The sequence below is a fragment of the Bradyrhizobium sp. USDA 4353 genome (genome assembly GCF_054063215.1).
In genome coordinates this window covers 3801843-3825163 of the sequence record NZ_JBSSGB010000001.1, presented here as the reverse complement: position 1 = coordinate 3825163, position 23321 = coordinate 3801843, and the positions used below count along the sequence as shown (strand labels likewise).

Annotated in this window: 20 protein-coding genes; 11 read left to right on the top strand and 9 right to left on the bottom strand. The window is 65.7% G+C overall.

Annotated features, from left to right (window positions below):
* Nucleotides 1–4: 4 nt before the first annotated feature.
* Genes ACVILH_RS17130 through rfaD form a run of 4 tightly spaced genes read right to left on the bottom strand, consistent with a single transcriptional unit; the run spans nt 5 to nt 5686 of the window.
* Nucleotides 5–1918: a polysaccharide biosynthesis protein gene (locus ACVILH_RS17130; protein WP_456713932.1), complete on the bottom strand. Its 1914-nt coding sequence runs from the start codon at nt 1916–1918 to the stop codon at nt 5–7.
* A complete protein-coding gene (locus tag ACVILH_RS17125) occupies nt 1915–3198 on the bottom strand; it encodes an O-antigen ligase family protein (protein ID WP_456713931.1) in 1284 nt (427 codons plus the stop codon). The genes ACVILH_RS17130 and ACVILH_RS17125 overlap by 4 nt, the downstream gene beginning before the upstream one ends.
* A complete protein-coding gene (gene rfaE1 / locus ACVILH_RS17120) occupies nt 3195–4667 on the bottom strand; it encodes a D-glycero-beta-D-manno-heptose-7-phosphate kinase (protein ID WP_456713930.1) in 1473 nt (490 codons plus the stop codon). Before rfaE1 ends, ACVILH_RS17125 begins: the two co-directional genes overlap by 4 nt.
* A 38-nt stretch (nt 4668–4705) precedes the next feature.
* Nucleotides 4706–5686, bottom strand: a complete 981-nt coding sequence (rfaD, locus tag ACVILH_RS17115) for an ADP-glyceromanno-heptose 6-epimerase (RefSeq protein ID WP_456713929.1) — start codon at nt 5684–5686, stop codon at nt 4706–4708.
* 148 nt (nt 5687–5834) lie between these two features.
* On the opposite strand from rfaD, the gene waaF reads away from it, so the two are divergent.
* The 3 genes from waaF to ACVILH_RS17100 are packed head-to-tail and all read left to right on the top strand — an operon-like array spanning nt 5835 to nt 8081.
* Complete coding sequence (waaF, locus tag ACVILH_RS17110) at nt 5835–6899, top strand: lipopolysaccharide heptosyltransferase II (protein ID WP_456713928.1); 1065 nt, start codon at nt 5835–5837, stop codon at nt 6897–6899.
* A gap of 57 nt (nt 6900–6956) precedes the next feature.
* Nucleotides 6957–7553: a D-sedoheptulose 7-phosphate isomerase gene (locus tag ACVILH_RS17105; protein ID WP_456713927.1), complete on the top strand. Its 597-nt coding sequence runs from the start codon at nt 6957–6959 to the stop codon at nt 7551–7553.
* Nucleotides 7554–8081, top strand: a complete 528-nt coding sequence (locus ACVILH_RS17100; protein ID WP_456713926.1) for a D-glycero-alpha-D-manno-heptose-1,7-bisphosphate 7-phosphatase — start codon at nt 7554–7556, stop codon at nt 8079–8081. It abuts the gene before it with no gap.
* On the opposite strand, the gene ACVILH_RS17095 is transcribed toward ACVILH_RS17100, so the two are convergent.
* Complete coding sequence (locus ACVILH_RS17095; protein WP_456713925.1) at nt 8063–9112, bottom strand: glycosyltransferase family 4 protein; 1050 nt, start codon at nt 9110–9112, stop codon at nt 8063–8065. The genes ACVILH_RS17100 and ACVILH_RS17095 overlap by 19 nt on opposite strands.
* A 127-nt stretch (nt 9113–9239) precedes the next feature.
* Here ACVILH_RS17095 and galE point away from each other — a divergent pair, with 127 nt between their 5' ends.
* The 4 genes from galE (at nt 9240) to ACVILH_RS17075 (ending at nt 15421) form a co-directional block, all read left to right on the top strand.
* Complete coding sequence (galE, locus tag ACVILH_RS17090) at nt 9240–10253, top strand: UDP-glucose 4-epimerase GalE (protein ID WP_456713924.1); 1014 nt, start codon at nt 9240–9242, stop codon at nt 10251–10253.
* A gap of 103 nt (nt 10254–10356) precedes the next feature.
* A complete protein-coding gene (locus ACVILH_RS17085; RefSeq protein WP_456713923.1) occupies nt 10357–12162 on the top strand; it encodes an ABC transporter ATP-binding protein in 1806 nt (601 codons plus the stop codon).
* Between the two features lie 30 nt (nt 12163–12192).
* Nucleotides 12193–12891, top strand: coding sequence for a fumarylacetoacetate hydrolase family protein (locus tag ACVILH_RS17080; RefSeq protein WP_456713922.1), 699 nt, complete (start codon nt 12193–12195; stop codon nt 12889–12891).
* A gap of 1723 nt (nt 12892–14614) precedes the next feature.
* Nucleotides 14615–15421, top strand: coding sequence for a hypothetical protein (locus ACVILH_RS17075; protein ID WP_456713921.1), 807 nt, complete (start codon nt 14615–14617; stop codon nt 15419–15421).
* A gap of 105 nt (nt 15422–15526) precedes the next feature.
* On the opposite strand, the gene ACVILH_RS17070 is transcribed toward ACVILH_RS17075, so the two are convergent.
* The 4 genes from ACVILH_RS17070 to ACVILH_RS17055 form a co-directional block, all read right to left on the bottom strand.
* Nucleotides 15527–15871 (bottom strand): hypothetical protein, encoded by a 345-nt coding sequence (locus ACVILH_RS17070; RefSeq protein WP_456713920.1) that lies wholly within the window; start codon nt 15869–15871, stop codon nt 15527–15529.
* A gap of 114 nt (nt 15872–15985) precedes the next feature.
* A complete protein-coding gene (locus ACVILH_RS17065; RefSeq protein ID WP_456713919.1) occupies nt 15986–16915 on the bottom strand; it encodes an aspartyl/asparaginyl beta-hydroxylase domain-containing protein in 930 nt (309 codons plus the stop codon).
* Between the two features lie 229 nt (nt 16916–17144).
* A complete protein-coding gene (locus tag ACVILH_RS17060; RefSeq protein WP_006608993.1) occupies nt 17145–17300 on the bottom strand; it encodes a hypothetical protein in 156 nt (51 codons plus the stop codon).
* 272 nt (nt 17301–17572) lie between these two features.
* Nucleotides 17573–18268, bottom strand: a complete 696-nt coding sequence (locus ACVILH_RS17055) for a PilZ domain-containing protein (RefSeq protein ID WP_456713918.1) — start codon at nt 18266–18268, stop codon at nt 17573–17575.
* Nucleotides 18269–18992: 724 nt separating this feature from the next.
* On the opposite strand from ACVILH_RS17055, the gene cpaB reads away from it, so the two are divergent.
* The 4 genes from cpaB to ACVILH_RS17035 are packed head-to-tail and all read left to right on the top strand — an operon-like array spanning nt 18993 to nt 23318.
* Nucleotides 18993–19799, top strand: coding sequence for a Flp pilus assembly protein CpaB (cpaB, locus tag ACVILH_RS17050; protein ID WP_456713917.1), 807 nt, complete (start codon nt 18993–18995; stop codon nt 19797–19799).
* Between the two features lie 11 nt (nt 19800–19810).
* Nucleotides 19811–21280: a type II and III secretion system protein family protein gene (locus tag ACVILH_RS17045; protein ID WP_456713916.1), complete on the top strand. Its 1470-nt coding sequence runs from the start codon at nt 19811–19813 to the stop codon at nt 21278–21280.
* Nucleotides 21281–21315: 35 nt separating this feature from the next.
* Nucleotides 21316–22053: a CpaD family pilus assembly protein gene (locus ACVILH_RS17040; protein ID WP_456713915.1), complete on the top strand. Its 738-nt coding sequence runs from the start codon at nt 21316–21318 to the stop codon at nt 22051–22053.
* Nucleotides 22050–23318, top strand: coding sequence for an AAA family ATPase (locus ACVILH_RS17035; RefSeq protein WP_456713914.1), 1269 nt, complete (start codon nt 22050–22052; stop codon nt 23316–23318). Before ACVILH_RS17040 ends, ACVILH_RS17035 begins: the two co-directional genes overlap by 4 nt.
* Nucleotides 23319–23321 lie beyond the last annotated feature (3 nt).

Below are 23321 nucleotides of genomic sequence, written 5' to 3'. Positions count from 1 at the left end.
AGCCTTAGGCCGCGCTCGAGCCGAATTCCGGCACGGCATCCTTCAGCACCGACTTGATCGTGACGGGATCATTGCGCCCGATCGCCTGATCAAGCGCCGCGATCCACGCCTTCAGCGTCGGCATCGGCGGCTCGTTCGGCGTCGCCGCCATGATCCCGGCCACGCCGATCTCGACCGGCGGCTCCTCGCTCGCGAACAGGATCTCGTTCAGCCGCTCGCCAGGGCGGATGCCGGTGAACTTGATCTCGACGTCGTAGCCCGGCTGCAGTCCCGAAAGGCGGATCATGCGCTCGGCGAGCTCGACGATGCGGACCGGCTGGCCCATATTCAGCACATAGACCGAAACATCCGGCCGCTGCGGCGCCAGCGCATGCGAGGCTGCGGTGATGACGAGATCGCAGGCCTCGCGGATGGTCATGAAGTAGCGCACCATGTCCGGATGCGTCACGGTCACCGGACCGCCCGCCTCGATCTGCGCCTTGAACTTCGGCACGACAGACCCGTTCGACGCGAGCACGTTGCCGAACCGCACCGAGATCAGCCGCATCGGCGGCCGGCCCGCCGGCCGCTCAGCGAGCTGCCGGTCGAGCGCCTGGCAGTACATCTCGGCGAACCGCTTGGTGAGGCCCAGCATCGACACCGGCTCGATCGCCTTGTCGGTGGAGATCATCACCATCGCCTCGGCCCCCGAAGCGACAGCAGCATCAGCCACGTTGATCGAGCCGAAGATGTTGGTCTTGACGCCCTCGCTCCAATCACGCTCCAGGATCGGCACGTGCTTAAGCGCGGCGGCGTGAAACACCAGATCCGGCTTGAACTCGCCGACAAGCGCGAACACACGGTCACGATCCCTGATGTCGGCGATCCGGCCCTCGACGACGACGCTCGCCTCGGGATCAGCCGCCAGCGCCTCGGTGATCGCATAGAGCGCGGGCTCGGAATTTTCGAGAATGAGCAGCCGCGCCGCACCGAACGCGACGACGCGCTGGCAGATCTCGGCGCCGATCGAGCCACCGCCGCCGGTGACGACGACGGCCTTGCCGCGCACCAGCGCTTCCAGCCGGCCGTAATCGATCTTGTGGCTCGGCCGCAGCAGCAGGTCCTCGACCGCGACCGGCGCGAGCCGCGGTGCATCGCCGCTCTCCAGCGACGGCAGCCGGCTGACGATCAGGCGCAGCCGGCGCGCCCGCATCAGGAAGGTTTCCGGATGACAGTCGGGCTCGAACGCGGTCGGCATCATCAGCGCGCGCGCGATCGGCCGCTCGCGTCGGGCGAAATCCGCCGCGACGTCTTCGACGTCGTCGATGCCGCCGAGCACGGGAACGCCGCGGATCAGCTGGCCACGGTCGGCCGTCGACGGCGAGAGGATGCCGATCGGCCAGATCCGCTTGACCGCACCGCTCTCGATGCCGCGCAGCACGACCTCGGCATCGGCGGCGCGGCCGATCAGGAGCGCCGGCGCCGCGTCATCGGATCGCGCGTGCCGCCGCACCCGCGTGTAGCGGAAATAGCGATAGGCGAAGCGCAGCGTGCTGAGCGCGAAGATCTCCAGGAACCAGAACAGGATGATCGTGAGCTTGCCGAAGAAAAACGTGCCGCGCACATTGGGGGCGACGATGATGTAGTCGAGCACCAGGAAAGCGAGCGCCAGCACGGTCGCGACGCGCACGATGTTGAGCGCGTCCGGCAGCGAGGTGAAGCGCCACTTCGTGGTCAGCAGGTTGGAGAAGTAGAAGACGACGAAGCTGAAGGCGATGAAGTAAGGCAGGATCTGCAGCAGCAGCGGCACCCGGTCCCAGAACGTGCTGGCGCCTTCGAACCGGATGTAGAACGCCGCAAACAATGCGACGATGCTGGCCAGCAGGTCATGCGCCGCGATTAGCAGGTTCCGCGAATTGAGTTGCGACAGGCGCGTCATGACGTGACGGCCCCCTGCCCCGCATCGGGCTTCGTCCGAGATCGCAGCACCATGCCGCCGGCGACGCCCACGCCGATCACATACATCCACCCCTCGTGGAAATCGAAGATGTGGGAGTTGAACAGGGAGGTGAAGATGTTCTGCACCACCACGAGCAAGCCGATCCAGGGCACGAGGCCGTCGCCGCGGAACAGCAGCAGATGGACCGCCCACATCGCGTAGAGAATGACCACGCCGACCGTGCCCCACTGCACCGCGACGTTGAGCGTCTGGTTGTGGGGATTGCCGACCACGGTGCCTGCGGCCAGGTCCGTGCGGCCGCTCGCGGCCAGCTCGAACAGATGGCGCGTCGAGCCCGAGCCATGCCCGATCAGCGGCGCATCAGCGAAGAAGTGCAGCGATTTGCGCCAGAACTCCAGCCGCTCGCCGATCGAGGTGACGCCGCGGTCATTCCTATAATCCTGGTATTGCTGCGTGAAGGTCGACAGCTTCTGCTGCAATTGCGGCGACACCGACCATGCGGCCAGGCCGATCACGACAGCCGTGACTGCGATCATCAGATTGGCCCGCCATTTCAGATGTATCAGGCCGAACACTGCGAGCAGGATCGGGATCGTGACCAGCGCCGTGCGCGAGACCACGATGAAGATCATGTTGGCCAGGAACGCGATCATGATCGCGGTGAGAATGCCGGCCGGCACAAAGCGGCGGGCCCGTAAGAGCTGCGCGATCGGATAGGCCAGCGCGACCGCGCAGAGCGAGAACTCCTGGCCCTGGTCGATGTAGTTCTTCACGAAGATGCCGCGGTCGGCGTTCGCCTTCAAAGCCAAGGCCGGATTGAACGCGACTGCCGTCGACATCACGACCATCAGCACGCAGGAGGCGAGAAAGGCGGTGAACACCCACAGGCCCCGCTCTGAGCGCTGGAAGTGGTAGAGCAGCGCCGGCAGCACCAGCAGCTTCGCGGCTGGCCCGACCGCGTAGAGCCGCGCGCCCCAGGCCGCGTCCGACCACAAGGTGCCCACCAAAGCGAGGGCGAACAACGCGATCGGGGCCAGCGAGATCGGCTGCTTCAGGATCTTCAGCAGACGGTCAAGATCGAGAAACGGCAGCATCGTGATCAGCATGACGGCGCCGAGGATCGACACCAGCGAGGTCGACCATGGCAGCGAGGCGGTCAGGAGAATCGCCACGACGTCCACGGTGGTCCGCCAGGCCGCGGGATCGCGCCAGCGGCGCGCCAGCAGCGCCGGGCCGGGATGACCTGCCAGCGCGCTCATCGCTGATCGCTCCGCGCGCGGTCGACCAGCGCGGTCGTGCTGTGTCCCTTCAAGATGTCGATCAGGAGCACCTCGCCGCCGGAGGCCTCGACGACATCGTGGCCGACCACCTGCTCGCGCGTGTAGTCGCCGCCCTTGACCAGCACGCTCGGCCGGACCAGCTCGATCAGGCGCAGCGGCGTGTCCTCGGCGAAGATCGCGACGAGGTCCACGGCCTCCAGCGCCGCCAAAACCTCAGCACGGGCGCGCTCGTCCTGAACGGGGCGGCTGTCGCCTTTGAGGCGCTTCACGGAGGCATCGCTGTTCAGCCCGACCACCAGCCGGTCGCAGGCGGCCCGCGCGGCCGTCAGCACCTTCACATGGCCGGGATGCAGGATGTCGAAGCAGCCATTGGTGAACCCGACACGCAGTCCCTCCGCGCGCCACGCCGCGACGCGGGCCGTGAGCTCGCCATCGTTTTCGATGATCTTCTCCTCAGCCGCCCGATAGGCATGCGGCAGGATCTTTCGGCGCAGCTCGGCCGATGTCACGCTAGCCGTGCCCTGCTTGCTGACGGCCACCGCCGCTGCCGCGCTCGCCATCCGCAAAGCATCTTCCCAGGCTGCGCCTGCCGCAAGCGCTGAGGCCAGCACAGCAACCACAGTGTCGCCGGCGCCTGAAACATCGCGCACCTTTACCGGATAGGCCGGCACGTGCACGGGCTCGCCTTGGCGCGGCACCAGGGTCATGCCGCGCTCGCTCTGCGTCACCAGGATGGCTTCGCAATCGGCGAGGTAGATGGCGTCCTGCGCGGCCGCTGCGATCTCCTGCTCGGTCTCGGCGCGACTGCGGGTGGCTTCCGAAAACTCCTTGCGGTTCGGCGTCAGCACGCTGGCTCCGCGATAGATCGCGAGATTGGCGCTCTTCGGATCGACGATCACGCGCTTGCCGGCCTTGCGCGTGGCGTCGATCACGTTGCGCAGCACGCGCGCGGTCAGCACGCCCTTGGCGTAGTCGGACAGCAGCACGATGTCGGCGCGGGCGATCAGCGGCAGGATGGCCGCGATCAGCGTCTGCTCGATGTCCTCGGATGCCGGGGCGGCACGCTCCCAATCGGCGCGCAGCATGTGCGTCGAGAAATGCTCGGAGACGAAGCGCACCTTGCGCGTCGTCGGCCGCGATGGATCGCGCACCAATACGGGCTCGATGCCGTCGACCCGGGCAAGCTCGCTTTCGAGCTGATCGCCCGCGGCATCCTGCCCGACCAGGCCGACGAAGATGCAGCGCGCGCCGAGCGCGGCGATGTTGCGAGCGACATTGCCGGCCCCGCCGATATTGGTCTCGCTGCGCTGGACCGCGATGACGGGCGCCGGCGCCTCCGGGGAAATCCGCGACACGTCGCCATAGACGAACTCGTCGAGCATGAGGTCGCCGACGCACAGCACCGTCTGGCGGGCGATCGCTTGCGAGAGATCGTCAAAGTCGAACATCAGCGGCAGTCTCGGTGCAGGGATCGGGACGACATCGTCTAGCGGAAGCGGTCGGCGGAATCGAGATAGTCTCGGACATAGAGGGCGACCGCATCCTCCAGCGGCGTGAAGCCGCCGTTGTAGCCGGCGGCCAGCAGGCGGTCGACGTTGCTCTGGGTGAAGTACTGGTAGCTGCCGCGAATCGCTTCGGGCATGTCGACGTACGCGATCCGCGGCGTGGCTCCGAGCGTGGCATAGACCGCCAGCATCATGTCCTTGAAGCTGCGTGCCTGCCCCGTGCCGACGTTGAACAAGCCGGACACCGACGGCGTGGCCAACAGCCACAGCATGACGCGCACGACGTCGTCGACATAGATGAAGTCGCGGCGCTGGTCGCCATCGGCGATGCCCTCGCGATGCGACTTGAACAGTTGTAACGTCTGCCCGGCCTTGATGTCGTCGAAGCGGCGGGTCAGCACGCTCATCATCGAGCCCTTGTGGTACTCGTTGGGGCCGAACACGTTGAAGAACTTCAAGCCGGCATATTGCGGCGGCAGCCGCTCGCCGCGTTCCGCACGCGCCGCGATCGCCGTGTCGAACAGATGCTTGCTCCAGCCATAGAGGTTCATCGGCCGCAGCGTCTTCAGCGCGGTGAGCGAGGGATCATCGACGAAGCCCTGCGCGCCGTCGCCATAGGTGGCCGCCGAGGACGCGTAGATGAACGGCGTGGTATTCGCCGTGCACCAGTCGAGCAGGCGCAGGGAACTGCGGAAGTTGCGCTCCATCACGAGATCGCCGTCGACCACCGTGGTTGCGGAGATCGCGCCCATGTGCAGCACGGCGTCGAGCCTGCGGCCCTTCAGCCAGGCGTCCAGATCGGACGGCGGCACGACATCGGCCAGCTGCCGCTTGGCCAGATTGCGCCACTTGCCCTCGCTGCCGAGCGTGTCGCAGACGACGACATCGGTGCGACCGGCGTCGTTCAGCGCCGCCACCAGATTCGATCCGATAAACCCGGCGCCGCCGGTCACCAGCAACATTCCGTAACCCGTCCTGATCCCGAAAACCCGGCCCTCGCGTAGCGCATGCGAGGGCAAAGTGTAAGCGCTTTGGTGAGGGCCCGGTCCGGCCCACTTTACCTGCGGCGGCTGAGCGGCTACCAGCGCGGCGGAGCCAGGCAGTCAAAGAATGAACTTGAATTCGTCTGATATCGCGGTGGACGCTGACGACACCAGCCCGATCCTGATCATCCCCTATATGTGGATCGGCGACTTCGTCCGCGGCCACACCGTGGTGCGGGTGCTCAAGGAGCGCTGGCCGAATCGCCCGGTGGACCTGCTGGTGACCTCGCTCTGCGCGCCGCTGGTCGATTACATGCCGGGCGTGCGCTCCGGCATCGTCTGGGATCTGCCGCGCAGCCGGCTCGCGCTGGCCAAGCAGTGGCAGCTCGCCAGCCTGTTGCGCGAGCGCCACTATCGCACCGCCCTGGTGATGCCGCGGACCTGGAAATCGGCGCTGGCGCCGGCGTTGGCGGCCATTCCCGAGCGCGTCGGCTTCGTCGGCGAGTTCAGGTTCGGGCTGCTCAATCGCTGGCGCTGGGGCGAGAAGGCGCTGCCGCGCTTCATCGACAAGAATGCCGCCCTCGCTCGGCCCGACGGCGCGCCGTTGCCCCCTGAATGGCCGGTGCCGCAGCTTCGTGTGCCGGCCGAGGACGTCGCGCGTTGGCGCGAGGCCAATGGCCTCGGCAGCCGCGCGACGGTCGCCCTGGCGCCGGGATCGGTCGGCGCCGCCAAGCGCTGGCCGTTCTACGGCGAGGCGGCCAAGCTGCTGCTCGACGCCGGCCTCGACGTCTGGGTGGTCGGCGGCCCCGGCGAGAAGGCGCTCGCTGCCGAGATCGTTGCCGCCGGCGGTCCCGCGATCCGTGACCTCACCGGAACCGATCTGCGCAACGGTATCCTGGCCATGGCCGCCGCGGGCGTGGCCATCTCCAATGATTCGGGGCTGATGCACATCGCCGCCGCGCTGGGCACGCCGACCATGGGCATCTTCGGCCCCACCAGCCCCTACCATTGGGCGCCGCTGAACGGTTTGGCCGCGACGGTGCAGACGAAGACTCAAGTGCCCTGCCAGCCCTGCCATCGCCCGGTCTGCCGCATGAACGACCACCGCTGCATGCGCGACATCCCGGCGAGCGACGTCGCCGCGATCGCGCAGCGCGTGCTGGCTGATGCGGCCATTCCGGTCGCGCCCTAGCTTGCGCTGGAGCAGCGCGCCCCATACACCGGCCTCATCGCCACGCGAGCCGTCATCGTGACCCACGCACCGGACAGCCTGATCGCCAGCCACCTCGCCCGCTCCCACGCGGCGATGGAGCGTGCCGCGGGCGATGCGGCGATGCTCGCCAGCGCGGAGCGGATTGCGGCTGAGATCATCGCGGCGCTGCGCTCTGGCCACAAGCTGCTGATCGTCGGCAATGGCGGCAGCGCGGCGGATGCTCAGCACATCGCGGCCGAGATCGTCGGCCGCTACAAGCAGGAGCGGCCGGCCTGGGCGGCAATCGCGCTGACCACCGACACGTCGGCGCTGACCGCGATCGGCAACGATTACGGCTTCGACCATGTCTTCGCCCGCCAGGTCGAGGGCCTCGGCGCACGCGGCGACGTGCTGCTGGCGATCTCCACCTCGGGTCGCTCGCCGAGCATCCTCAATGCGCTGCGCAAAGCGCGGCAGCGCGGGCTGGTCACGATCGGCTTCACCGGCGCCAAGGGGCTCGCGATGGGCGAGCTCTGCGACGAGCTGCTGGTCGCGCCGAGCGACGACACGCCGCTGATCCAGCAGATTCATCTCGCCACCGCCCATGGCATCTGCGAGACGATCGAGGCGGCCTTGATGCGAGACGAGACCTAGATGACCACTGCGCCCCTGAAACCCGCGGCGTTTCTCGACCGCGACGGCGTCATCAATCATGACGACAACTACATCGGCTCGCCCGAGCGTATCCGGTGGATGCCGAATGTGGCGCCGGCGATCCGGCGGTTGAACGAGGCCGGGTATCACGTCTTCCTGTTCACCAACCAGTCCGGCGTGGCGCGCGGGCTGTTCAGCGAGGACGACGTGCTCAGCCTGCATCAGTGGATGCGGGCCGAGCTGGCGGCGCAGGGCGCCGTGATCGACGACATCCGATACTGCCCGTACCATACCGAAGGCTCCGTGGAGCGATATCTGCGCGAGCATCCCTGGCGCAAACCACAGCCGGGGATGATCCTCGACCTGATGCAGCATTGGCCCGTCCGGCGCGAGGGCAGCTTCGTAATCGGCGACCGCGCCTCCGACATCGCAGCCGCCGAAGCCGCCGGCCTGCCCGGCTTTCTGTTCGCCGGCGGCGACCTCGATGCGTTCGTCACCGAGGTCATCGCTCAGACAAGCCCGCGATAGACCGCCGCGATCTTCTCGGCCTCCGCCTCGAGGCTGAACTTCTCCACCACGCGCGTCCGTGCCTTTTCGCCCATGACGCTAGCAGTTTCTGGATTCTGCATCAGTGGCTCGAGCGCTGCCACCAGCGCATCGACATCGCCCGGTGGCACCAGCTTTCCCGTGACGCCCTCCTCCACCACGATCTCCGCAGCTCCCGCCCGCGCTGCGACCAGCGCGGCGCCGGCGGCCATGGCCTCGATCAGGGTCAAGCCAAAGCCTTCGTTGCGCGAGGTGAAGGCGTAGATCGTCAGGCGCTGATACCAGCGCTGGACATCGGCGATGTCGAGCTCGCCGGTGACGACGATGCGCTGCTCGAGGCCGGCCGCCGCGATCTGCTTCTTCAACTCGGCTGCGAACGGCATCTGCTCGGGCGTGACGGCGCCGACCAGCACGGCGGAAAAATCGGGATGGCGCGGCAACAGCCGGCACATCGCGGCGACGAACACGTCGCTGCCCTTTTGCGCGCGGACACGGCCGAAGCAGCCGATGGCGTATTTGCCCGGCAGCCCGCTTTCGGCGAAGGCTAAGGCGCGATCGGCCGGCGGCTTGTACACCTCGGTGTCGACGCCGTGCGTGATCACCACCGCCGCGCGCTTCAGATAGGACGCCGAGATGTCGCTGGTCGCGATGATCGCGTCCATGCGGCGGATCAGCCAGCGCGTGATCCAGCTGTGATGGCGCTGCGCGGCCGAGGTGAACACCAGCTTGAACGGCCAGCCGAGCGCACGCATGAGCACGCCGACGATCATCTCGTCATTGCGGCGCGCGTGCCAGATCAGCGGCCGCCGCCGGCGCCAGACGCCGAGCAGATCGCGCGCGCGCATCCGCGCGATCCCCTCCGGCGCGTAGCTGCCGAGCCACGCCGCGTGCACCAGCCGCGCCAGCTTCGGCGCCACCATGCGATTGGTCGCCGTCACGCCGGAATAGCGGCGGTGCAGGTTCGGCACGATCACGTCGAGATCGGCTGCGGAAAACGGCTCGGCTTGCACCATCAACTCCAATTGCAACGGTTCCCTATACGCAACATTAAGCACGCCCGCCAGTTCGCGATTCCCGCAACCGGTCCTTCATTTCGCGGGCGTTAGTGTGCCGCAAAACAAACAGGGACCGCGTCAAACAATGACCGTGCTTGTCACTGGCGGCGCCGGCTATGTCGGCAGCCACATGGTGCTCGCTCTGGCCGAGGCCGGCGAGAGCGTCGTGGTGATCGACAACCTCTCGACCGGCTTTTCCGGCTTCGTGCCCGACAGCGTGCCGCTGTTCATCGGCGATGCCGGCGACGAGAACCTCGTCGACGGCGTCATCAGCCAGCACGGCGTCGACAGCATCATCCATTTCGCCGGCTCGATCGTGGTGCCGGAATCGGTGCGCGATCCCTTGCTGTACTACCGCAACAACACCATGACCACGCGCAGCCTGCTGAATGCGGCGGTCAAGCGCGGCGTCAGCCGCTTCATCTTCTCCTCCACCGCCGCCGTCTACGGCGCGCCGGAGCAGATCCCGGTGCCCGAGACCGCGCCGACCCGGCCGACCTCGCCCTATGGCAGCTCGAAGCTGATGACCGAGATCATGCTGCACGACGTCGCCGCGGCGCATGATCTCAACTACGCCGTGCTGCGCTATTTCAACGTCGCCGGCGCCGATCCTTTTGGCCGCATCGGCTCCGCCACCGTCGGCGCCACGCATCTGATGAAGATCGCGATGGAGGTCGCCACCGGCCAGCGCGCCAAGATCGACGTCTATGGCACCGATTATCCGACCCCGGACGGCACCTGCGTGCGCGATTTCATCCATGTCAGCGACCTCGCCCAGGTGCACCGCGCCGCGCTCGCTTATCTGCGCGGCGGCGGCAGTTCCGTCACGCTGAACTGCGGTTATGGCCGCGGCTATTCCGTGCTCGAGACCATCGAGGCCGTCCGCCGCGTCTCCGGCCGCGCCATCCCGGTGCAATACGGACCGCGCCGCCCCGGCGACATGATGGCCATGGTCGCCGATACCAGCCGTCTCAGGGCGCTGCTCGACTGGACGCCCGCCTATGACGATCTGGAAACAATCGCCGCCCACGCGCTGGCCTGGGAGCAGAAACTGTTCCTGGAACGCCACAGCGAGCACGAGCAGCGGGCCTCGGCCTAGAATCAAGGACTTAAGCGGGATGCGGGGGGCTTGAAAAAGCCGCCCCGAGCGGGCAAGCACTCTTGTCCGCCCGGCGATTTGTCGAGGGCGGCCAGGGACCAGAATGGCCGAATTTCCGAAGAAGATCACCGACGATCCCTATGGCGCCGCGATCCTGATCCGCCGCCTCGTGATGGAACAGGGCCTCGTCTACTGGCGCCGCTATCTCACCGCGTTTGCGCTGATGGCGGTCGCCGCCGGAGCCAGCGCCGCGGCGACCTACGTGCTCGGCCAGGTCATCAACAAGGCCTATGTCGAGAAGAGCATTCCCGGCATCGTCGTGCTCTCCGGCGTCACCGTGCTGCTGTTGTTCGTCAAGGGCGTGACGACCTACAGCTACGCCGTCATCCTGTCCAAGATCTCCAACGCCATTCTCGCCAACAATCAGCGGCAGCTGTTCGCCAAGCTGATGAGCGAAAGCGTCGGCTTCTTCTCCGAGCGCCATTCCTCCGAGTTCCTGGCCCGCCTCACCGCGGGCGCCAAGTCGATCACCGACATCCTGAGCATGCTGATCAACGCCGTCGGGCGCGATCTCGTCACGCTGATCAGCATGATCGCCGTGATGGTGCTGCAGGATCCCTGGATGTCGCTGCTCGGCCTCGTCGTGGTGCCGCCGGCGATGCTGGTGCTGCGCAAGCTCGTGAAGCGCATCAAGGGCCTCGCCTACAGCCAGTTCACCGGCAATGCCGACATCCTGGAGACCATGCAGGAATCGCTGCAGGGCATCCGCACCGTCAAGGCGTTCACGCTCGAGGACACGATGCGCGCGCGCATCGATGCGAACATCGCCGCGGTCGAGCAGAACGCCAACAAGATGGCGCGCGTCTCGAACCGCTCCAACCCGCTGATGGAGATGCTCGGCGGCTTCGCCGTCGCCGGCTGCCTGATGTATGCCGGCTATTCCGTGGTCGCGCTCGACGCCACGCCGGGCCAGTTCTTCTCGTTCATGATCGCCTTCCTGATGGCGACCGAGCCGGCCAAGCGGCTGGCGCGGCTCAACATCGATCTCAACAGCCAGCTGGTCGGCGCCCGCATGCTGCTCGAAGTGGTCGACAGCCCCGCCAGCGAAAAGCCCGACGACGACAAGCCGGCGCTGAAGCTGACGCAAGCCAAGATCGAGCTGCGCGACGTCTCGTTCTCGTATCGCGGCAACGAGCCGGTGCTCAACCGCATGAGCTTTGTCGCCGAGCCCGGCAAGGTCACCGCGCTGGTGGGCCCGTCCGGCGGCGGCAAGTCCACGGTGCTGGCGCTGCTGCTGCGCTTCTACGAGGCCACTGAGGGCGACATCCTGATCGACGGCCAGTCGATTTCGCAGGTGTCGCGCCGCTCCCTGCGCGAGCAGGCCGCCTATGTCGGCCAGGACGTCTACCTGTTCCGCGACTCCATCCGCGCCAACATCGCATTCGGCAAGCCTGGCGCCACCGAGGCCGAGATCATCGAGGCGGCGAAGGCGGCCTGTGCGCACGACTTCATCATGGGCTTTCCGTTGGGCTACGATACGCCGGTCGGCGAGCACGGCACGCAGCTCTCCGGCGGCCAGCGCCAGCGCATCGCGGTCGCCCGCGCGCTGGTCCGCAATGCGCCGATCATCCTGCTCGACGAGGCCACCGCCGCGCTGGACTCCGAGTCGGAGCGCCAGGTGCAGGAGGCGATCGAGCATCTCTGCCAGAACCGCACCACCATCGTCATCGCGCATCGCCTGCACACCATCATGAACGCCGACGCCATCCTCGTGGTCGAGGCCGGCGACATCGTCGAGCGGGGCCGGCATGACGATCTGTTGCGCCGTGGCGGCCGCTATGCTTCGTTCTTCCGCCTGCAACAGCGCGACATGGGGCCGAACGTCATTCCCATGACCGCGACGTCCTGACCCGATCATTTCACCGCATCGAGACCTTTCATGAGCTCCACCGTCATCCCGGCCTTCCCGCAGCCTTCGCTTCCCGTCCAGGGCGAAGCCGGTGTCTTTCCGGTCCGCCGCATCTGGTGCGTCGGCCGCAACTATCTCGAGCACATCCGCGAGATGGGCAATGACGAGCGCGATCCGCCGTTCTTCTTCGCCAAGCACGCCGACATGCTGGCGCCCGAGGGCGCCGTCATCCCCTACCCGCCGCTGACCCAGGACATGCATCACGAGGTCGAGCTGGTGGTCGCGCTCAAGAGCGGCGGTCTCAACATTCCGACCGACAAGGCGCTCGACCACGTCTACGGCTACGCCGTCGGCATCGACCTCACCCGCCGCGACCTGCAGCTCGCCTCGCGCAAGATGCAGCGCCCCTGGGAGGTCGGCAAATCCTTCGATCATTCCGCGCCCTGCTCCGCCGTGGTGCCTGCGTCCAAGATCGGCCACCCGGCGAAGGGCAAGATCTGGCTGTCCGTCAACGGCACCGAGCGCCAGACCGGCGACCTCTCCGAGCTGATCTGGAACGTGCCGGAGATCATCTGGAAGCTCTCCCAACAGGTCGAGCTCGCCGCCGGCGACATCATCATGACCGGCACCCCGGCCGGCGTCGCGGCGGTCGTCGCCGGCGACAAGATCGAATGCGGCGTCGATGGCGTCGGCACGCTGAAGGTGAGCATCGGGCCGGCGGCGAAGTAAGCGGCCAGAGCGTCCACGCTTCGATCTGCAAAAAGGCCGCGCCCAGCGCGGCCTTTTTCATGCGTTGTCTCCGAGCTGCCCCACCATCCACCGCACCGGCAGTCCACTCCCCTCCCCCTTGCGGGGAGGGGTCGGGGGTGGGGGTCCCCGAACTCCGCTGCCTCGATCCCCCAAGATCAAGTCGCGCAGCGCCCCCGCTCCCACAGCGACCACCGCGCCGCTTTCTCCGACGCTCTTCCGCAGCACCGCTCCCAACGATCCATCCCCCGCGTCCCAACAAACGTCATCGCCCGAGACCCCCACCCCCAACCCCTCCCCGCAAGGGGGAGGGGAGCTCACCGCCCCCGCGGTCGGCCGCATACTCCGTCATTGCGAGCGCAGCGAAGCAATCCAGGGGCGTCATGAGGACTCCGGACGAGTTCGCTCACGACGCCGAAAGCCGCATCATCATCTCCACAATCTCAAACAGCATCGCGTCAATCGGGGACGAGCATCCACCTTCTCGCGACGCATTCCGCGCCCGAGTGATGCTCCAGTTCCCGCCCTCTCCAGATGGAGGGCGCGAGGAAGGCCGGGCGCTGGCCGCGCCCGTGGCCCGCCTGCAAACAAAAAGCAGGCGGCAGTCACCACAGGTCTGGCCGAACACACCCGGCCCTCCCCGCGCGATGGTTTTAACAGGCTATAGCGCGCTCTTCCTGGTGCACCGGGCTTTCTGGCCACCATGTAGCGCAATGCGCTTCTCGCGCATTACGCTGGACACTAGCTTCGGAGTGTCAGAACCACACGCCTTCACCGTCCGCGAGACGAACGGTCGTCCGTGCTCATCACACGCCGCCGCCCGCGTCCACCGCTCCCCGCTGCCAACGTCCGTGACGACCGCGAACCGTCCCCTACCGTGCAACGGGATGGACAAACCATAATGCTGATTTGGCGAAATTGTCAAGTCGTTTCTGTTTTCAGAAATGCTTGGCAGAATTTCAGTTGGCGGATGATTTGCCCGAGGCCAGACTAAGCGCCGCCCGGCGCTCATGGATGGACGCGAATGTCAGTCCCTGCTCGGACTAGCGAAAATGCCCAGAGCAGAGTTTGCCATTTGATAGGGTTTATCATTGCCGCGTTCGGAATAGCGCTTCGATACGGCGCTTGTTCGGTATCTACTTAAGGTCAAAGCAATCAAATCACGCTACAGCTTGCCTGCGACCTTTGGCGCTTAAGGACGATTCGAATGTACTTCCTGACTGCCTGTTTGATCGTGGTCGTCTTGAGTGGTGCGGTATCGCTTCGTCGATCCAGCACCCTATCACGGAACATTCGGTGGGCTACTCCGGCCCGGCGGCTCGTAGCGCGGCGACGTGCGATTTGGCCCGGACTCTGCGCGACCAATTTTGGGATTGGGACTGCTCGTTTTTGAACATGTTCAGGACAAGCAGGATCTTGCTCCCTCCACGACGACCAATCTCCTGATGCTTACAGTCTCCTTCTTCGGCGGTTGGTTTCTTGGCGTCATTGGCGGAATGGATTGGGATTAGAGCACCGCGATGAACGGAAAGCGAAAAAGCGCATGGGATTGTGGCTGCCCGCGAGCTTCCATGGCCTTGGCCGTGATTTGATGTCGGGGTGAGATCGCGGACCTCCCCCTTAACCGAATTCATCGCCTGGCGTACTAACCGTCGACGAAAAGAAATATCGCAACCCAAGCAAGGGTGCCAAGTGGACCAGGGATATGGCTGAGTTTGGACGAAGGCAATATGGCACGGCCAGCATTTCCCCCGGCGCAAAGACTCCCGACTTGACGAAGTGGGTTGTCCGCTCAGCCTTTGTGATTGTGCTGATCGCAGGATCCTTCTTGGGCTACAGGTCTTTCTATCAACCCGCCAATCGTGATCCGCTACTACAGAAGCACGAGTCCCTCGAGGAGATGGTCAACAGGCACGCGTCTGATGACGAGCTGTTTCGAGAGTATCCATCTCTCGACACCCGGCCTATTCCGATTGCTTTTGGAAACAAGGTCTACAAGATTCCGCGCAACTATCTGGTCGATTTAAACCGGTCAGATGTTGATCCGACGAAAAATACAACCTTCGAGATTCACGTCCTGCTTCCCGAGCTGGTGCCGCGGACAGCGAACAATGTCGATAAGTTCCTGAAGCGTCCTTATTACGGCGGACACGGAGATCAGTTGAGCGTAGAGGTCCGCGGCTGGCAGAAGGAGCTGGACCTATCCGCAAGGCAGCTTGAGTGGAATCGCTGGTGTGCCGACAAAGGACCGGGCGTCTTCCATACGGTCGAATCTGGTTACAGATTATGTGAGGCAGCCGACCATGAGCTTTATCTCAAGGATACGACCGAAGGCCCTCTGGTTTTTGCCTGCGATAAGATCACGAACAGGACTCCCGACTGCATCATTGCGGAGCCGACCGGGGTGCAATGGGGCGTCCTGACTCTGGAATTCAGCCGCAAATACCTTTATCAGGCGGACGAGATCAGAAGGAGATTTCGGTCGCTCCTAGATTCCTTTGCCGAGAAGTAGGTTCTGCATAAGCGCAAGCGTAGGGCGGGTTAGCCGCAGGCGTAACCCGCCGCGCTTGATGAGGAAACACGGCGGCGCTGCGCTCATCCATTCAAATCTCGCTTATCAATGATTCCTTTCGAGAATTATCAGTGGCAGCCCGTCAGCAATTTGCCATTTGGATGCGAAGTAGCAGTATCCGCCGGGGAAGCGATCGAGTAAGGCCGGCTCATCACGATCTGCAAGTCGTGACTTCACCTCAGTTTTCCAGAACGTGAACCGATACGCCGGATCTATCCAGCGAGGGCATAGCCCGAGGTCCGCCACGACGAAAGTTGCACCGGCTTGCAGCATCTGTACTATTTCCAACGCCTTCAGCCCGAAGGAAACGCGCCTAGCGTTCAGCATCTCTCTTTCGTTCCACAACTCCTCGAGCGGGAGCTTCGTGATCACCTTCCCGGCAAGGTCCATATTTTACTCGAAGTTTGATGCAACAAACGTAGGGCGGATTAGACGAAGGCGTGATCCGCCGCGTTTCACAGCAAAGAACGGCGGATTACACTTCGCTAATCCGCCCTACTCTGCTCACCGAAACGCTGACACCACGATCGCGCCGACAACGGCCACCGTCAGCGTGTACTTCGCCGCATAGTACACCGCCCTGTTCCACGCCTTCACCTTCCTCGTCGCCAAGTGAAACTCGTACAGCTTGCCGAACACCTTGTTCAGCACGCCGACGTGCTCGCCCTCGATGTTCTGGGTCGCCGAGGCCTTGACGATGTGGTGGCTGACCCAGCGGTTCATGGCGGTGAAGACGCCGTACTTCATCGGGCGCTCGACGTCGCAGAACAGGATGATGCGGTTGAGGTCGGTCGCGTTCTCGGCGCTGTGGATGAAGGTCTCGTCGAACATGAAGGCCTCGCCGTCGCGCCAGACGCAAGGCACGCCGTCGACCAGGATGCGGCACTTGTCGGAGTTCGGGGTGACCAGGCCTAAGTGATAGCGCAGCGAGCCGGCGAAGGGGTCACGGTGGGCGCCGAGCTTGCCGCCGGGCGGCAGCATCGCGAACATCGCGCCGTGGACGCTCGGAATGGAGTTCAATAGCTCCACCGTCTTCGGGCACAGCGTGCGCGCCGACGGCAGGAAGTCGTCGTACCATTTCAGATAGAAGCGCTTCCAGCCGCTCTTGAAGAAGGAATAGAAGCCCCAGTCGTTGTTCTTGGCGGCGGCGCGAATAAAACCCTCGTCGAACAGGCGCACGGCCTCCTCGCGGATCTCCTGCCAATTGTCGGTGAGCGTCTTGAGCTCCGGAAACTGCTCGACCGGGATCACCGGCGTGTTCGGCACGGCCGAGCCGGCATACATCAGCACATTGTAGGGGGCGAGATAGGTCGAGTGATCGCCGAGCTGGCGCGCGAAGCGCAGCCGCTCCTTGCCGCGGAAGTGGACGTAGAGGGTGGCCCCGATCAGGATGTAGAGGCCGATGAGCTGTGGCGCGAAGAACTGACTGAGCATGCCCGGTCCCCATGATCCGGCCGCTCAGAGCGTGTTGCGCAGAACCGTGTCGCCTTGTGGGCGAGGTGGACAACGGTCGCCTGATACCAGCCGCGAGGGCGTCAATTTAGCCGGAAGTGCGGCAGGCTGCATCCCCGCGTTGCAGGATGTGATCGCAACCGGCGAGGGAAAGCACTTCGGCGTGCTCTGGCGGCAACAGGGGCCGGGCGCCGGCCCCGGCGCCGGGACGTCAGCCCCGCGCCATCTCCTGCAGCCCCTTGAAGGTCAGCCGCTTCGGATCGCGCACGCCGGCCAGATACATCCGGCGGATGAAGGCGGCGACGGCGTCGCGGTCGCAACCGGTCAGGATCACGACGGCGTCGACCGCGGTCTTCTGGGCCTCCATGGAACTGGTCCTCCTGGCATTGCACCCGGCACCGCAAAGCATTCACGACGCCGCTTAACAGCGCGTTAACCGTGCGGGCGGCTGCCAGTTCCCCTTGCCCGGATTCGCTTGCTCGCCCAATACGCGAAACCGCGGATGTTGCTCGGCGGACTCAGCAGGTCGCCGCCCTACGGCGGACCGTGGAGGGGAAGCGCCGATTGCGCCGTGCTGCTCACCCTCCCCTGGAGGGTGAAGAATCGCCGTGGTTATGATCGCGCCCTGCCCCGACGCCTTCACACCAGGAAGAAGTCCTGCGGCGTCTCGAGGCTGCGCTCATCGTCATGGTGCGTGGCGAGCTTCTGGCGGGTCGGGCGGGTCGGCGGGGTGATGACGCGCCGCTCCAGCTCGGACGACGCCGGGATCGTGTCGACGAACCGGACGGCGAAGCCGTCGGGGAAATGCCGGACCACGCGGCCGATGCAACTGCCGACCGCGAGCGGCGTGCCGATCTCCGGCTGGACGGCGGCCGAGACGGCCGCGCCCGACATCGAGGCATCAATGACGAGACAGGGGATGCAGCTGCCGTCGGCGAGCGTCAGCTCCGAATGCGGCGAGTTCGGCACGAAGCGCGCGTCGCGGCGGGAATCGCGGATCGTCGGATCCTTCTGCTTCTTCTCCAGCCAGACCAGCTTCTCGGCGAGCTTGGCGCGCTCGGCGCGCGTCATCTCCAGCTCGAGCAGGAAGCCGCCATGCACGGTGTCGCTGATCTCGCCTTCGAACTTGCCGAAGTCGCGGAAATACGACGTCAACCGGTCGCCGACCTTGCCGACCACGGGCACGTCGAGCAACGCACGAAACGGCGACACCCGCGTGGTGCGGCAGGCGAAGGAGCGCAGCTTCCCTTGCGGATCATACCAGTTCGGCAGCGTGTAGGTGCCGACCGTCTGGATCCGGACCGCGCGTTGCCTCAGGAATCGAGCAACCGACATCGCACGCCTCCCCTCGATCCCCATTGATCCCCGTGACCCGCGACCGCCCGCCGCTCTTCGCAGCGCGCCGCAGTCAATGCAATCTCTGCGTGTATTTTCGAACGAAATACACCGCGCACGAACCCAGCCATCATCAGGGAACGGTGCGCGCAAAAACCTAAAGAAGTCTGAAAATGAGGTCGGAAATCCCGCCCAACGGAATCGTAGATCCAACCCCTTTCCGCTTTCTGAAGATGCGGCCCCGTCTGATTACGGTGCAGCGCGGCAGGCTGTCTCGGCATCGTCGCTCCCCTGGAGAGTGCAGCGCGGACGTCTCGCGCAGGCGCCGAAGCAAGCGTGATCGGCCGATCCGCATCTCCTCGCGCGATCGCACAACCGCGTCGATGTCGTCGTTGTTCCTAAGCGATGTTGTTAGCAAACGATCAAGCTTAACGAGATGACCACTGAGGCGCGGCTGCAACTCACGATCTCATTCTGTTGCGCGCACGACGATTGCTGCGTGCAAACGTGCCGCCCGCGAAATGCTAACACATTCGCGGCGTTTCACTATTTGCACGCTAACAACCTGTTCACCACTTGCGCAATCGTTGCTTGAGGCGGCTGCCGCGGCCCGCCTCGTTCAAGTCTGCTTATACCATTGGCGCTTAGTCGTTAGTCAGGGAGAACCGCTGTCGATCGATCAGCGTGTTTGCCCCCCGTGTATGAGTAGAAAGTAGTTCCCCGCATGATGACCGCACGCATCGTGGTGTTAACCATCGCTCTCGGCGCTGGCGGCGTTGCGGCCTATCTCGTCAGCAACTCCGAAGGCCAGCAGCCGGCGCCCGCCGCACCGGTCGTGCAGCTGCCGACCGTCGAGGTGCTGGTGGCCAAGGCCGACATCGGCCTCGGACAGGCGATCAAGCCCGGCGACCTCGTGTGGCAGACCTGGCCCGAGGCGGCGAGCAACATCTTCATCCGGCGCGGCGATCGCCCGGAAGCCGCCAATCAATTGGTCGGCTCGATCGCGCGCGCGCCGTTCGTGGTCGGCGAGCCGATCCGCGAGCAGAAGCTGGTCAAGTCGGACGGCTCCGGCTTCATGGCCGCGATCCTGCCCGCCGGCATGCGCGCCATCTCCACCGAGATCTCGCCGGAGACCGGCGCCGGCGGCTTCATCCTGCCGAACGATCGCGTCGACGTCATTCTCTCCAAGCGCGACAAGAATCCGGACAAGCCGGGCGCTGCCGACTCCGTCAGCTCCGAGACCATCCTCACCAATGTGCGCGTGCTCGCGATCGACCAGGCGCCGAAGGAGAAGGAAGGCCAGAACACGGTGGTCGGCAAGACCGTGACGCTCGAGCTCAAGCCCGAGCAGGCCGAGACGCTGGCCCGGGCACGCCAGGCCGGCACGCTCGCACTCGCGCTGCGCAGCATCGCCGACGTCAATGCGAGCGAGACCAGCAAGTCCGACACGCAGCAGCAGCAGATGGCGCAGCGGGGCAACGCCATCGAGATCATTCGCTACGGGGTTTCGACCTCGCAGGGCGCAAAGTAAGGACGGGGACAATGAAGGGGCATCAACGCGCAAAGATGGGGATGGGGATCGTCCGCGCGCTTTCCATCTCGGCAGCCGTCGCGCTCGCGCTCAATCCGGCGCTGGCGCCGGTGAAGGCGGCCGATGAGCGGCTGGACACGCCGGTCGTCTCGGTCGGCTCGTCGAAGGTCCGCTACATGTCGCTCGGCATCGGCAAGTCGGTGGTCGTCGACTTCCCGCAGGACGTCAAGGACGTGCTGGTCGCCGATCCCAAGATCGCCAACGCCGTGGTGCGCTCGGCGCGGCGCGCCTACATCATCGGCGCGGCGGTCGGCCAGACCAACGTGGTGTTCTTCGACGGCGAGGGCCAGCAGGTCGCGGCCTATGACATCGCCATCAAGCGCGATCTCAACGGCGTGCGCCAGGCGCTGAGCCAGAGCATTCCCGGCGTCAAGATCGACGGCGTCGGCGACGGCGTGATTCTCACCGGCTCGGTGTCGAGCCCGGTCGAGGCGCAGCAGGCCGGCGAGATCGCGGCACGGCTGGTCGGCGGCACCGACAAGGTCGTCAACTCGATCGCCGTGCGCGGCCGCGACCAGGTGATGCTGAAGGTCAACGTCTCCGAAGTGAGGCGCGAGATCGTCAAGCAGCTCGGCATCGACCTCAGCGCCAGCATGACCTACGGCACCGCGGTGGTGAACTTCAACCAGACCAATCCGTTCACCGCCTATGGCAAGTCGCTGGTGGCCGGCAACGGCCTCTCCGCCATTGGCGGCGGCAATCTGTCATCGGTGTCGGCGACGATGCGCGCGATGGAGACCGCGGGTGTCGTCAAGACGCTGGCCGAGCCGAACCTGACCGCGATCTCGGGAGAGTCCGCGACCTTCATCGCCGGCGGCGAATTCCCCGTCCCCGGCGGCTACGCCTGCGATCCGAAGACCGGACTGTGCAGCACGTCGGTCACCTTCAAGAAGTTCGGCATCTCGCTGAACTTCACGCCGGTCGTGCTCAGCGAAGGCCGCATCAGCCTGCGCGTCATGACCGAAGTGTCGGAGCTGTCGAACGACAACGCGATCACGCTGTCCTACGCCACGAGCGCGGGCTCGGCCTCGTCGGTCACCATCCCCGCGATCCGCACCCGCCGCGCCGAGACCACGCTGGAGATTCCCTCCGGCGGTTCGATGGCGATGGCCGGCCTGATCCAGAACCAGACCAAGCAGGCGATCAATGGCCTGCCCGGGCTCAATCAGCTTCCGGTGCTCGGCCAGCTGTTCCGCAGCCAGGACTACGTCAACAACGAGACCGAGCTGATGGTGCTGGTGACGCCCTATGTCGTCCGCGCCGTCGCGCAGAAGGAGCTGTCGCGGCCGGATGACGGCTTCGCGCCGGCGACCGATTCGGAATCGGCGCTGCTCGGCCGCATGAACCGGCTGTACGGCATCGCCGCCAAGGTCGACACGGCGACGGGGCAGCCGGCCGGCTTCGGCTTCATCATCGACTGAGACGACGGGGACTTCGGGACACGGGGGATCAGATCATGGCGGGATCATCGGAACATCAATGCCGGCGCGCGCTGCACCGGCTGGGGGCCATCGCGGGCCTCGCGCTCACGCTCGGCGCCTGCAACTCCACCACCGGCGAGGTCGTCGCGACCATCCCCGATGACTACAAGATGCGCCATCCGATCGCGATCGAGGAAGGCCGGAAGTCGATCGTCGTGTTCATCGGCAGCGGCCGCGGCGGCCTCACCTCGCCGCAACGCGACGACGTCATCGGACTGGCGCGCTCCTGGCAGCGCGAAGGCACCGGCGCGATCGTCGCCGACGTGCCGGCCGGGACGCCGAATGCGCGCGCCGCCTCCGACGCCTATCGCGAGATCCACGCGGTGCTGACCGCAGGCGGCGTGCCGTCGCGCGCCATCACGCTGCGGCACACCACGCCGGACGATCCGCGGCAGCTCGCGGTGATCCGCCTGACCTATCCGAAGATGGCCGCCGTCGCCGGCCCCTGCGGGCTGTGGCCCGACGATCTCGGGCCGAACATCAACAATCCCGGCTACAGCAGCAATCAGCACTATCAGAACTTCGGCTGCGCCACGCAGCGCAACCTCGCTGCGATGATCGACAATCCGGCCGATCTCGAGCAGCCGCGCTCGGAGACGGCCGCCTACACGCCGCGCCGCACGGCCCTGTTCGAGAAATACCGCAAGGGCGAGTCGACGGCGATCACCTATCCGGAAGCCGACAAGGCCAAGCTCAGCGATACAGGCAAATGATCAACGCGTCCCGTCACAGCCAGGAGGAGCAGCCGGCGCCGAGCGGCACGGCGCTCGACGATCACATCGCGCCGGTCCCCCGCGTCTCGGTGCAGGCATTCACCGAGACCGACCAGACCTCGTCGGCGGTGCTCGCGGCGAGCCAGGACCGCCGGCTCGGCAAGGCGCATATCACGATCAAGGCCGGCGGCATGGCCCGCGCCATCGAGACCTATCATTCGCAGCCGACGCCGAACGTCATCGTGATCGAGACCAGGCCGGACGGCGACATTCTCGGCGGCCTCGACGATCTCGCCAGCGTCTGTGATCCCGGCACCCGCGTGGTGCTGATCGGCAGCCCGTCCGACGGCGTCGCCTATCGCGAGCTGGTGCGGCGCGGCGTCAACGACTACGTCGTCGGCCCGGTCGAGACCATCGACATCATCCGCTCGATCTGCAGCCTGTTCTCGGCCTCCGAGGCGGTCATCACCGGCCGCATCATCGCGGTCGTCGGCGCCAAGGGCGGCGTCGGCGCCTCGACAGTGGCGCACAACGTCGCCTGGAGCATGGCGCGCGACCTGACGCTGGATTCGGTCGTCATCGACCTCGACATGGCGTTCGGCACCGCCGGCCTCGACTACAATCAGGACCCGCTGCAGGGCATCGCCAACGCGATCTTCCAGCCGGACCGGCCGGATACCGCGCTGATGGACCGCCTGCTCGCCAAATGCACCGAGCATCTCAACCTGCTCGCGGCGCCCGCGACGCTCGACCGCGTCTATGATTTCGGCGCCGAGGCGTTCGACGCGATCTTCGATACGCTGCGCCTGACCCAGCAATGCATCGTGCTCGACGTGCCGCACCAATGGTCGGCCTGGACGCGGCACGCGCTGATCAATGCCGACGACATCCTGGTCGTCGCCGAGCCGGATCTCGCCAACCTGCGCAACGCCAAGAACCTGCTCTCGGTGCTCAAGGCCTCGCGTCCCAACGACCGGCCGCCGCTGTATTGCTTGAACCAGGTCGGCATGCCCAAGCGGCCGGAGATCGACCTGAAGCGCTTCGCCAAGACCGTCGAGTCGGAGCCGGTCGCGGTGATCCCGTTCGACTGCAAGCTGTTCGGCACCGCCGCCAATAACGGCCAGATGATCGCGGAGGTCGGGGCGCTGAGCCGAACGCCGAAGCTGTTCAAGGAGATCGCCAACCGGCTGACCGGACGGATCGAGGCCAAGCCGCAGCGCGGCTCGCTGCTGGCGCCGATCGCGAAGCTGCTCGGCGCAAAATAGCGC